Here is a 10,737-nt window from a genome sequence, read left to right as displayed (position 1 = left end):
AATAGCGGCCGTTACCGCAGCAACGGATATGTACTCAATCTACCTAAACGCCTCACAGGCTCAGAGCAACCTAATAGAGTTGCGTAGATACCTATGCTGCAATAGCGGTAGATCAGTCAAAGATGTGTCGCCTTGCAGACAGCCATCGCAGGCAAGCCAGCTCCCACATTGACCTGTGCAGTCAGCGCCCCAGCGCGTCTTTCAAAAACCCCGGCGCGATATAACGCTGATAATGCGCTTCGGACAGGATAAAAAACTCCCGATCAATGGCATCCCGCAGCTCCGGCAACGCCCAGTCACGAAACTCCGGCAACAGCACCATCCCGTAAGCTTCCAGGTTAGAAATCACCCGTGCGCCACGCGCAATCAACTGGTATGCCCAGCAGTACTCCGACTGGTGCGGCACGAAGCGAATCTTGCGCTGCTCCAACTGCCCGCGCAGCATCTTGGGGTCGAAGACTTCCAGTTTGCCGGCCATTACCTGCACCAACAGTTGCTCAAGCCTGAGCCAAACCGCGCGTTTTTCTTCTTCGTTATAGCCATTCCACAGGATCACTTCGTGGTGGAAGCGCTTGCAGCCACGGCACACGAGATCACCGTACACCGTGGAGCACAGGCCTACGCAGGGGGTCTTGATGGTTTGGTTGGGCATGGGTAACGACACGCAAATCAGCGAAACAATGCGCCATGTTAGCCCTTTGTCTAAGATTGATCACCCAGCAAACTTGGTTAGGCAACTTACCTTTAGATTTTTTTTGCCGTAGAATCATCCGGCCTTGTAAGGCGCCAATAATCCGCTGGAAGCTGTTTTCAAAGCGTCACGAGCACAGTCGTTCCTTCAGAACGGTGTTGGCGTGGATTTGACCCGGTAGGTCAGACCCCGCGCCAACCCTCATCAGCTCCGTTCTGCAGGCGTAAAACTTTGAAAGCAGCTTCTGTGAGGAATGCCGGCAGCGCTGGCTTTGCGGCCCAAAAAGCCCCCGAGCGCATGCGTGCCGTTCATTTCTGGATGAGCGTCCCGTGGGACCACTGATGAGGGTAATAACTGTGCTTGAAGCCTACCGCAAACATATCGAAGAGCGCGCAGCACTGGGTATCGTTCCCCAGCCGCTTAACGCCGAACAAACCGCAGGCCTGGTCGAGCTGCTGAAAAATCCTCCGGCTGGCGAAGAAGAATTCCTCGTTGACCTGATCACCAACCGCATTCCACCAGGCGTTGACGAAGCTGCCTACGTCAAGGCCGGTTTCCTGTCCGCCCTGGCCAAGGGCGAAGCCACTTCCCCCCTGATCGACAAGAAACGCGCTGTTGAACTGCTTGGCACCATGCAAGGCGGCTACAACATCGTGACGCTGGTCGAGTTGCTGGACGACGCCACGCTTGCACCGGTAGCTGCCGCCCAACTCAAGCACACCCTGCTGATGTTCGATGCGTTCCACGACGTGGCTGAAAAAGCCAAGAACGGCAACGAACACGCCAAAGCCGTGATCCAGTCCTGGGCCGACGGCGAGTGGTTCAAGAACCGCCCGACCCTGGCCGACAAGATCAGCCTGCGCGTGTTCAAGGTGACTGGCGAAACCAACACCGACGACCTCTCCCCTGCGCCTGATGCCTGGTCCCGTCCTGACATCCCGCTGCACGCCCTGGCCATGCTGAAAATGGCCCGTGAAGGCATCGTGCCGGACGAGCAAGGCAAGACCGGCCCGATGAAGCAGATCGAAGAGATGCGCGGCCAGGGCTTCCCGATCGCCTACGTCGGTGACGTGGTCGGTACCGGTTCGTCCCGTAAGTCGGCGACCAACTCGGTACTCTGGTTCTTCGGCGACGACGTGCCTTACGTGCCGAACAAGCGTGCCGGCGGTTTCTGCTTCGGCAGCAAGATCGCTCCCATCTTCTACAACACCATGGAAGATGCTGGCGCTCTGCCAATCGAATTCGACGTGACCAACATGAACATGGGCGACGTGATCGACCTGTACCCGCATGCTGGCAAAGTCTGCAAACACGGCACTGACGAAGTCCTGACCACCTTCGAAATGAAGACTCCGGTGCTGTTGGACGAAGTGCGTGCCGGCGGCCGTATCCCGCTGATCATCGGCCGTGGCCTGACCGAGAAGGCGCGCGCCGAGCTGGGCCTGCCACCTTCGACCCTGTTCAAACTGCCGGAAGGGCCGGCTGAAAGCACCAAGGGCTTCACCCTGGCGCAGAAAATGGTTGGCCGTGCCTGTGGCCTGGCAGAAGGCAAAGGCGTTCGTCCTGGCACCTACTGCGAACCAAAAATGACCACCGTAGGCTCTCAGGACACCACCGGTCCTATGACCCGTGACGAACTGAAAGACCTGGCGTGCCTGGGCTTCTCGACCGATCTGGTCATGCAGTCGTTCTGCCACACCGCGGCCTATCCAAAGCCGATCGACGTGACCACCCACCACACCCTGCCTGACTTCATCATGACCCGTGGCGGTGTATCGCTGCGTCCAGGCGACGGCATCATCCACAGCTGGCTGAACCGCATGCTGCTGCCGGACACCGTCGGCACCGGTGGTGACTCCCACACCCGTTTCCCGATGGGCATCTCGTTCCCGGCCGGTTCCGGTCTGGTCGCCTTCGCTGCAGCCACTGGCGTTATGCCACTGGACATGCCGGAATCGATCCTGGTGCGCTTCAAAGGCAAAATGCAACCTGGCATCACCCTGCGTGACCTGGTTCACGCCATTCCTTACTACGCGATCCAGGCTGGCCTGCTGACCGTAGAGAAGAAAGGCAAGAAGAACGCCTTCTCCGGCCGCATCCTGGAGATCGAAGGCCTGAACGACCTGACGCTGGAACAGGCTTTCGAGCTGTCCGACGCCTCGGCTGAACGTTCGGCTGCCGGTTGCACCATCAAGCTGTCGAAAGATTCCGTCACCGAGTACCTGAACTCCAACATCACCCTGCTGCGCTGGATGATCGGCGAAGGCTACGGCGATGCACGTACCCTGGAACGTCGCGCCCAAGCGATGGAAGCCTGGGTTGCCAACCCGGAGCTGATGGAAGCCGATGCCGACGCGGAATACGCCGAAATCATCGAAATCGACCTGGCCGAAATCAACGAGCCAATCCTCTGCGCGCCAAACGACCCGGACGATGCCCGTCTGTTGTCCAGCGTTGCCGGCGAGAAGATCGACGAAGTGTTCATCGGTTCGTGCATGACCAACATCGGTCACTTCCGCGCTGCCGGTAAGCTGCTGGAACAGGTCAAGGGTCAGCTGCCAACCCGTCTGTGGCTGTCGCCGCCGACCAAGATGGACGCTCACCAACTGACCGAAGAAGGCTACTACGGCATCTACGGCAAGGCTGGCGCGCGCATGGAAATGCCGGGCTGCTCGCTGTGCATGGGTAACCAGGCACGTGTAGAGCCGAACTCGACGGTTGTGTCGACGTCGACGCGTAACTTCCCGAACCGTCTGGGTGATGGCGCGAACGTCTACCTGGCGTCGGCTGAGCTGGCGGCTGTAGCTTCCACGCTGGGTCGCCTGCCGACGGTGGAAGAGTACATGGGCTACGCGGCCAAACTGGACACCATGGCCAGTGACGTTTACCGCTACCTGAACTTCGACCAGATCGCCGAGTTCCGCAAAATCGCAGCAAGCGCCAACATCCCGGTGATTCAAGCCTAAGGTGTATTGACGTAAAGGACGCCGCGTATCGCAAGATGCGCGGCGTTTTTTTATGCCTGGGAATTGACACTCAGCGCTAGCTGCACTGCATCGTCAACGCTCAAGCCACTGAGCAAGACCTGTGGCGCCGAGGCTTCAGGCAAGCTCTGCAACACCTCGCGGGCCTCATGCCGCACGCGGGCCAGTACCAGGCGCTTGCCCTCCCCGCGCACTTGCGCAAAAAACGCCGCCAGCGCTTCGATACTGGTGCCATCGAGGTCAGGCGACTCTTCCAGGCTGAGCACCACAGCCTCGACCTGCGATTGACGCATCAGGCGCAACGCCGCGCCGAGGATGCGTTCGGCATTGGCGAAAAACAGGGCTTCGTTGGGCCGCACGATCAACACGCCAGGTACGTCCAACGCATCCGGATGGTGCTGGCGATCGACAAAGTCGTGACTGTCAGCCAAACGCCCCAGCACCTGAATATCCGCCGCTGACATCTGACGCAACATCAACACTACGCTGATCGCCACCGACACCAGCAGCCCGTCCAGTACGCCCAGCAACAGCACGGCCGCCACGGCACAGATCACCAGCAAACGGTCACGCCGCCACACAAAGTAACGGCCCAGGGGTTGCAGGCTCAAGCCACGCCCCAGTGCATAGATCACGATAGCGGCGAGCACCGGCTCCGGGGTCAGCGCCACATACGGCAACACCGTCAACACAATCACCAACACCACCAGCGCGGCAACGATACCGGCCAGACGTGAACTGGCACCGGCGGCCTCATTGGCCGACGTCGCCGAATAACCCGCGCCGGCCGGCATGCCGTGGAATAACCCGGAGATCAGGTTGGCTGCACCCAACGCGAGCAGGTCGCGATTGGATGACACCCGGTCGCCGTGTTTAAGCGCGAACGAACTGATCGAGCCGTAGGACTCCGCATACAGGATCATCACCAGGGCAAACGCCAATTCGCCGAGGCGCAACCAGTCCGCGAACGGCAGGACCGGCAAGTGGCCCAATTCCAGCGGCAGGTCGATCAGGCCGATCAGCGCGACACCATGGGCCTGTAGATCCAGGTACTGCCCGGCGCCAATACCGAGGACCACCACCAACAGCCCGCCCGGCAGACGCGGTATCCGCGCGCACAGCCACAATACGCCCAATGCAGCCGCAGCCACCCACGCAGCCGGCCAGTTCCAACGAGGTAGTTGCTCAAGCAACTGCGGCAGGAAGCGGATCAGGTTGTTATCGACCAGGTGCACACCCACCACGCTGGCCAACTGTTTGAGGATGATCGTCAGCGCCAGGCCGAACGCAAAGCCGCGCAACACCGGCTTGGCAATAAACGATGTCACACCGCCGAGTTTGAACAACCCGGCCAACAGGAAAAGCCCCCCGGTGATCAACACCAGCCCGAACGCCAGGGACAGCCTCAGCGCCGGGTCATCGCCTGCCAGACTCGCAGTGGCTGCCGCCAACACCGCCGCAGACGATGACGTCGCCGAGACAATTGCAAAGCGACTGGTGCCGAACAGGCCGTAACACACCAGCCCGGCAAACAAGGCAATCACACCGGCCTGCGGCGGCAGTGCGGCAATGCTCGAATACGCCACGGCTTCCGGCAGCAGTAAACCGGCAATGGACAACCCGGCGAGAATGTCTTGGGTACGATTGGGGGATACGACAACAGGCGTTTCGGTTTCAGTTTTCAATCGGCCCAACCCATCCTGGCAAATAACGCGCTTCCTGGCTGCGTGCCAGGAGCATGACCTTGCTTAACACCTTGGCGTTTGGCTGGCTGGCCACGTCGCTGCCAATGCGGCTGCGCAAGAAATCCGCCCACAGAAACTCGCTGAACGGCGTCGCGTCCTTGGCGTAACCGCCAGCCGTGCGCAACATGCCCGCCAGGCTGCGGTAAGGGTCGTCCTGCAAGTCGGTAATCTTGCGCGGAATGGCTTCGTAGGTACGTCGCAGGCCACGCGCATCGTAAGGGTGTACCCACTGATTGAACGCCATGACGTTCCAGAACGTGTTGCGGTCCACAAATGACAGGTCCTTGAGCATCAACAGCGACACACTCTTGACGCCCTCCAACAGCAGCGCCAGCCCGAAATGGTGATGATCGGTGATGTAATAACGCTCGTCCGGGCCGAGCACGCAAGGAAACCAGTGCTTGTCGAGCGCCGCAGCGCGCTCCTTGCGCTTGAGTTTGGTCCAGGCTTCGCGCTTGGTGGTGACCTCAGCCAGACCCACGGTCAATTGGGTGGGGTGCAACTTTTCCAGCTTGCCTGTGACCAGTTGCGGACGGGGCCGGGCCATGGGTGCCTCCAAATAGGGAACCAATAAGCCGACAGCTTAGCCCTCATTGATGGGCGAGTTTTTCCCACGCGAAAAAAAAGCCGATTCACGCTGTGCGCGAATCGGCCCTGGTGGGTGCAGCCTGCCGTCAGGACAGCAGCGAGTAGATCAATGCCGTAATCGCAACCAAGCCCACTGCGGTGACAAACACGTTGGAGGCCTGCCCACGGTACTTGGCCATGGCCGGCACTTTACGGATCGCGTACATCGGCATCAGGAACAGGATCGACGCGATGATCGGGCCGCCCAGTGTTTCGATCATGCCAAGGATGCTCGGGTTAAGCGTGGCGACGATCCAGCACACCACCAGCATGAACGCAGCGGTCATGCGGTCCAGCGCCTTGGCTGCCGGGCGGCGACCGGTTTTAAGCACCAGGCCCTTGAGGCCTTCGCTGGCACCGATGTAGTGGCCCAGGAATGACTTGGCAATCGCCACGAATGCAATCAATGGCGCGGCGAAGGCGATGGTCGGGTTGTCGAAGTGGTTGGCCAGGTACGACAGGATCGACAGGTTCTGCGCTTTCGCTTCGGCCAACTGCGCCGGCGACAGGGTCAGCACGCAGCTGAACACGAAGAACAGCACCATCACCACCATCAACAGGTGCGCACGGGACAGGATCTGCGAACTGCGCTCATCGGCATTGGCGCCGTACTGGCGCTTCTGGTCAACCGCGAACGCCGAGATGATCGGCGAATGGTTGAACGAGAACACCATCACCGGAATCGCCAGCCACAGCGTGTTGAGCAACGCCGACGGCGCCGGCACCTCGCTGGCGGTGCTGAGGATGCCGCCGGTCCAATGCGGGACCAGGTACACCGCCAGGAACAGCAAGGCGACGATAAACGGATAGACCATCAGGCTCATCGCCTTGACGATTACTTGTTCGCCGCAACGCACCACCGCCAACAACCCCAGAATCAGCACAAATGCCAGGATCGCCCGCGGCGGCGGCAGGATGTGCAGTTGGTGTTCCATGAAGCTGCTGACGGTGTTGGTCAGCGCCACACTGTAGATCAGCAGGATCGGGAAGATGGCAAAGAAGTACAACAAGGTGATCAACGCACCGGCTTTGAGCCCGAAATGCTCTTCAACCACGTCGGTAATGTCGGAACCTTCGCGGCCGGACAGTACGAAACGGGTCAGCCCACGGTGGGCAAAGAAGGTCATCGGAAATGCCAGCAGCGCCAGGATCACCAGTGGCCAGAAGCCCCCCAGGCCCGCGTTGATCGGCAAAAACAAAGTACCGGCGCCGATGGCGGTGCCGAACAGCCCAAGCATCCAGGTGGTGTCCTGGCGGCTCCAGCTTGTGAGGGTTGCAGGTGTCGTTGCATAGCGTTCGTCGACGCTATTGGCCTGATCATTCATCCGGTCGGATCTCCGCATTTTCACGGCCGGGGCGAGTCAGAAAAACCTGACAGGCAGCGCCCCGACCATAACAGGGGCGCGATTGTCCGGGATTCTTGTGAATAAGCAAAGACTTAGCAGAGGAATGGTTAGCCGCGGCAGGCGTGCACGGACAGCATTGGCTGCGGTTTGTGAACACTGAGGAGTCGCGTAAACACGGCACATCCACAGCGCGCATCCCTTTAGGAGTTCGAGCTTTTTCAAGAAATACCCTACAGCACGACAAGACACTGCCTGCATCTAAATTATATTTTCACTAAAGCACCACTTTAACTGTTACAGGAACATTCATAGCCATTGAGCAAACTCAACCCGCCAACCTAATATCCCCCACGCACTTGAGGTAAACACTTACTGAGTTCACGGGGGTTATATATGCGAAGACTCACTGTCGTATTTGCCGGTCTGCTTCTGGCAGGGATATTCAACCCGCCCAATAGTCATGCACAACCAGTGGAGCCTGAACGGGATATCCGCGCACTGGCGTCCTCGCCTCAATGGTTAACCACCAAGGTCTATATCGAGGGGGAACCGGATAAAGACGTCAAGGCAAACTACCCCGGCGTGGTCGGCATATCGATGTGGGACCCTCAACGAAATCGCTATGAGTTCTTTTACACCGAGACCGGTCGATCAAAGTACGCGGATGGCGGTGGCGGGTATTTCCTGATCACGGGCGACAGGAAAACCCACATTCTGGTGCCTGACGTGGGACCTGTCAGAACGGTTGTCAGGCGCCTGGAAAAGCTGGACAACAGCGAATTCACCTACTCTCGGGAAGTACCACGCGACAGCGTAGCCAACCAGCCGACGGTTCGCATATATGTGGTGCACGCCCCTTACAAAGGGCCCCTAAAGACAGCCATGTCCAACTAACCAACTTCACGCGCCGCATTGAAATACCGGACTAACTCGTTCTATAAAAACAACAAACAAGGTACCCAACCATGAACATACACATACCCGGCAAGTCACTGTTATTACCTGCTCTGCTTACAACCCTCCTGCTTCCAGGCATGGTCATCGCACAAACCAGCACAACTTCCAGCACCAAACACATTGCCGCCACGGCCGACAACGCCGTCATGTTGACCGTCTTCCTTAAACACGACCAGTCACGCCCGTTAAGTGCGTTGAAGACGCAACTGGCCCAGCAGGAATTTCACAAGGTATTCCCGCCCGCCGGCGTGGAAGTCGTCAGTTGGAATATCACCATGGGCATCGGACAGGTCATCGTCCTGCGCCTTCCGGCCTCGCGCTTGGCTGAGGTCAATTTGGCAATCGAAAACACCGCCTGGGGCGTCTACAACACAGAATTCTTCCCCACTTATGATTTCATGCCGATAGCACAGGCAGCGCAAATCAAGGCGCGACAGGCTGACGCGACGCAATAGGCGTTCTCACGGCTGGACGACTGTGTCTCATGCGACAGATGACTTCCTTAACGCCGTGAAAAACCCCCATTAGCGCGCCAAAAGACTCGACGCCCCCGTTGACAGTCGCGCGCACACGCCAGCATGATCGGGCCATGAACTTTATTCAGCGCCCCCTCACCCGCACCACCACCACGACCGCTTATGGCGGGTCGTGCGGTTGCTGTGGGTGCGTGAACTAGAGCCCCCCAGAAACAACCCAAGGCCCCGCCAGTAATGGACGGGGCCTTTTTATTGCTCCGCCCGCTGGCCACTGCAAGGAGCAAGACCATGGCAAACGCCCTGCTGATTATCGATATGCAAACCGGTTTATACGATGGGCCGGAGAAACCCTTCGAGCGCGAACGGGTGCTCGACACCATCAACCACCTTATTCATCGCGCCCGCAGCGCCAACGCAGCGATCTTTGTTGCCCGGCACACTGGCCCGGCAGGCTCGCCGATTGAAGCCGGCAGCCCGCTCTGGCAGCTGTGGCACGGCCTGGACGTCGACGAAGCGCGCGACCACCTGTTCAATAAAACCCGGCCCAGTTGCTTCCTGGGGACCGATCTGGCGAATCAGTTGGCCGCCGCGCAGGTCAATGAGCTGGTGATTGTCGGGATGAAGACCCAGTTCTGCATCGACACCACTTGCCGAGTGGCGGCGGAGCTGGGGTTTTCGGTGGTATTGCCGCAGGACGGCCATACTTGCATGGACACGCCGGCGTTGTCGGCCGAGGCGATCATCGCGCATCACAATGCGACCTTGGCCGGGGCATTCGTGAAGCGGGTGACAGCGCAGACTATTGAGTTCCAGTGATACCAAGGCGGGATTTTTTGTGACTGAACAAAACGTTCTGTCTTACAAATCGCGCATACTTATCCTCTCAAACCCTTCAGGAAGAGCCTTCCGATGCCCACCACTGTTCTGGTCCTGGTTGAAACCATCAACGAATACCTGCAAATCATTGAGAGCAACGACTTTCATGTGATTCTGGCGCCGACGCCAGCCGAGCGCGCCCAGGCGATCAAGGCTCATGGTGGGCAGATCAAGGCGGTGCTGACCCGTGGGCCGTTGGGCTTGTATGCCGAGGAAATCGCTGCGCTGCCGCTGCTGGAGATCATCTGCGTGATCGGCGCCGGCTACGAGCATGTGGACCTGCAGGCGGCGAGCAATCGCGGGATTGTTGTGACCAACGGCGCGGGCGTGAACGCACCGTCGGTGGCCGACCACGCCATGGCGTTGCTGCTCTCGCTGGTGCGCGGCATTCCGCAAACGGATGCCGCTGTGCGGCGCAGCGAATGGCCGAAGGTGATGCGCCCTTCCCTGGGCGGCAAACACCTGGGCATTCTCGGCCTTGGCGCGGTGGGCATGGAAATCGCCAAGCGCGCCGCCCTCGGGTTCGGCATGGAGGTGAGTTACCACAACCGCCAGCCCCGCGATGACGTCGACTACACCTATTGCGCAACGGCCGTGGAGCTTGCGCGCACATCGGACTTCCTGATCCTGGCGACACCCGGCGGCGCAAGCACCCGTCACCTGATTGATCGCCACGCCCTGGACGCCCTCGGCCCGCACGGTTACCTGGTGAACATCGGGCGCGGCAGTGTGGTCGTGACCGCAGACCTGGTGGCCGCCCTGGAGCAGCGGCGTATCGGCGGCGCCGCGCTGGACGTGTTTGACGATGAGCCAAAAGTGCCCGACGCCCTCAAACGCCTGAGCAACACCGTGCTCACCTCCCATGTGGCCGGGCTGTCGCCGGAAGCGGCCCATGACACCGTGCAGCGCGTGGCCGACAACCTGGTGGAATACTTCGCGGGCCGCCCCGTGCTGACCCCCGTTACCTTGCCACCACGCAACTAGTAGCGATTAGCCAGCGCCTGCGCAAAACCTGACTACACTGTTGTCGGGGAT

At 59.7% G+C, this 10,737-nt stretch carries 9 protein-coding genes; 5 read left to right on the top strand and 4 right to left on the bottom strand.

Annotation, left to right across the window (positions count from 1 at the left end; genetic code table 11):
• Positions 1-181 precede the first annotated feature (181 nt).
• The gene (locus A7D21_RS29865; protein WP_053255790.1) at positions 182-652 is read right to left on the bottom strand and encodes a DUF1289 domain-containing protein; all 471 of its coding nucleotides are present in this window, start codon (positions 650-652) and stop codon (positions 182-184) included.
• Positions 653-1,047: 395 nt separating this feature from the next.
• Here A7D21_RS29865 and acnB point away from each other — a divergent pair, with 395 nt between their 5' ends.
• Positions 1,048-3,657 (top strand): bifunctional aconitate hydratase 2/2-methylisocitrate dehydratase, encoded by a 2,610-nt coding sequence (gene acnB / locus A7D21_RS29860; protein WP_069553386.1) that lies wholly within the window; start codon positions 1,048-1,050, stop codon positions 3,655-3,657.
• A 50-nt stretch (positions 3,658-3,707) separates the two neighbouring features.
• On the opposite strand, the gene A7D21_RS29855 is transcribed toward acnB, so the two are convergent.
• The 3 genes from A7D21_RS29855 to A7D21_RS29845 form a co-directional block, all read right to left on the bottom strand.
• Entirely contained in the window at positions 3,708-5,360 is a 1,653-nt protein-coding gene (locus A7D21_RS29855; RefSeq protein ID WP_069553385.1) for a SulP family inorganic anion transporter, read from the bottom strand.
• Positions 5,350-5,967, bottom strand: a complete 618-nt coding sequence (locus tag A7D21_RS29850; protein ID WP_069553384.1) for a ParB-like protein — start codon at positions 5,965-5,967, stop codon at positions 5,350-5,352. Before A7D21_RS29850 ends, A7D21_RS29855 begins: the two co-directional genes overlap by 11 nt.
• A gap of 127 nt (positions 5,968-6,094) precedes the next feature.
• Positions 6,095-7,372 (bottom strand): serine/threonine transporter, encoded by a 1,278-nt coding sequence (locus tag A7D21_RS29845; protein WP_053255786.1) that lies wholly within the window; start codon positions 7,370-7,372, stop codon positions 6,095-6,097.
• 414 nt (positions 7,373-7,786) lie between these two features.
• Between A7D21_RS29845 and A7D21_RS29840 the strand changes: the two genes are divergently transcribed.
• The 4 genes from A7D21_RS29840 to A7D21_RS29825 all read left to right on the top strand — a co-directional run bounded on the left by A7D21_RS29840 (position 7,787) and on the right by A7D21_RS29825 (position 10,686).
• The gene (locus A7D21_RS29840) at positions 7,787-8,287 is read left to right on the top strand and encodes a DUF4822 domain-containing protein (protein WP_069553383.1); all 501 of its coding nucleotides are present in this window, start codon (positions 7,787-7,789) and stop codon (positions 8,285-8,287) included.
• Positions 8,288-8,358: 71 nt separating this feature from the next.
• Positions 8,359-8,805, top strand: a complete 447-nt coding sequence (locus tag A7D21_RS29835) for a hypothetical protein (RefSeq protein ID WP_069553382.1) — start codon at positions 8,359-8,361, stop codon at positions 8,803-8,805.
• Positions 8,806-9,114: 309 nt separating this feature from the next.
• Complete coding sequence (locus A7D21_RS29830) at positions 9,115-9,642, top strand: cysteine hydrolase family protein (RefSeq protein ID WP_053255784.1); 528 nt, start codon at positions 9,115-9,117, stop codon at positions 9,640-9,642.
• A gap of 93 nt (positions 9,643-9,735) precedes the next feature.
• Positions 9,736-10,686, top strand: a complete 951-nt coding sequence (locus A7D21_RS29825) for a 2-hydroxyacid dehydrogenase (protein WP_053255783.1) — start codon at positions 9,736-9,738, stop codon at positions 10,684-10,686.
• Positions 10,687-10,737: the final 51 nt, after the last annotated feature.

The sequence above is a fragment of the Pseudomonas sp. AP19 genome, from assembly GCF_001728855.1.
In the GTDB taxonomy this organism is placed as follows: Bacteria; Pseudomonadota; Gammaproteobacteria; order Pseudomonadales; family Pseudomonadaceae; genus Aquipseudomonas; species Aquipseudomonas fluorescens.
The sequence above is the reverse complement of the archived record's forward strand: the minus strand, read 5'-3'. Positions and strand labels throughout refer to the sequence as shown.

Excerpts from the sequence above, each read along its gene's own strand:
- A7D21_RS29865 (WP_053255790.1), bottom strand. The coding sequence starts at position 652 with ATGCCCAACCAAACCATCAAGACCCCCTGCGTAGGCCTGTGCTCCACG.
- A7D21_RS29825 (WP_053255783.1), top strand. The coding sequence starts at position 9,736 with ATGCCCACCACTGTTCTGGTCCTGGTTGAAACCATCAACGAATACCTG.
- A7D21_RS29840 (WP_069553383.1), top strand. The coding sequence starts at position 7,787 with ATGCGAAGACTCACTGTCGTATTTGCCGGTCTGCTTCTGGCAGGGATA.
- A7D21_RS29835 (WP_069553382.1), top strand. The coding sequence starts at position 8,359 with ATGAACATACACATACCCGGCAAGTCACTGTTATTACCTGCTCTGCTT.
- A7D21_RS29850 (WP_069553384.1), bottom strand. The coding sequence starts at position 5,967 with ATGGCCCGGCCCCGTCCGCAACTGGTCACAGGCAAGCTGGAAAAGTTG.
- A7D21_RS29830 (WP_053255784.1), top strand. The coding sequence starts at position 9,115 with ATGGCAAACGCCCTGCTGATTATCGATATGCAAACCGGTTTATACGAT.
- A7D21_RS29845 (WP_053255786.1), bottom strand. The coding sequence starts at position 7,372 with ATGAATGATCAGGCCAATAGCGTCGACGAACGCTATGCAACGACACCT.